Source organism: Rosenbergiella sp. YN46 (assembly GCF_036620675.1).
Classification (GTDB): Bacteria; Pseudomonadota; Gammaproteobacteria; order Enterobacterales; family Enterobacteriaceae; genus Jejubacter.
Genome location: NZ_JAZHEE010000173.1, coordinates 1 through 518, shown reverse-complemented (window position 1 = coordinate 518; position 518 = coordinate 1). Strand labels below are relative to the sequence as shown.

The 518-nt window shown below is 61.2% G+C and carries 1 protein-coding gene; it reads left to right on the top strand.

Translation table 11 applies throughout. The features are described from left to right. Nucleotides 1-518 (top strand): transposase (locus V3W49_RS23105; protein WP_500148327.1); only part of this gene is annotated, 518 nt, incomplete at both ends.

Below are 518 nucleotides of genomic sequence, written 5' to 3'. Positions count from 1 at the left end.
CTGCGGCGCTACTTCCGCGCCGATGCCGCCTTCGCCTCGCCGGAGGTGTACGAGTTTCTGGAAGACGAGGGCTTCCTGTACGCGATCCGTTTGCCGAAGAACCAAGTTCTTCAGGAAAGCATCTGCCATCTGCTCACGCGACCCGTTGGCCGTCCGCCGAACCATGTGCGGCGCTGTTACGCCAGCTTCAGCTATCGGGCCAAAAGCTGGGACAAGGCCCGCCGCGTCGTCGCCAAGGTGGAGTGGCACCCCGGCGAGCTGTTTGCCCGTGTCGGGTTCATCGTCACCAACCTGTCCCGTTCCGCCGAGCGGGTGACATTGTTCTACAATCAGCGGGGCAAAGCGGAGCAATACATCAAGGAAGGCAAGAACGCGATCAAATGGACGCGGCTATCGTGCCGCAATTTCCGCGAAAATGCCATTCGGCTCCAGCTTCACGCCCTGGCCTGCAATCTGGCCAACTTCATGCGGACGCTGGCTTTGCCCAAGGAGGTCGAGCACTGGTCGTTGACCACGCT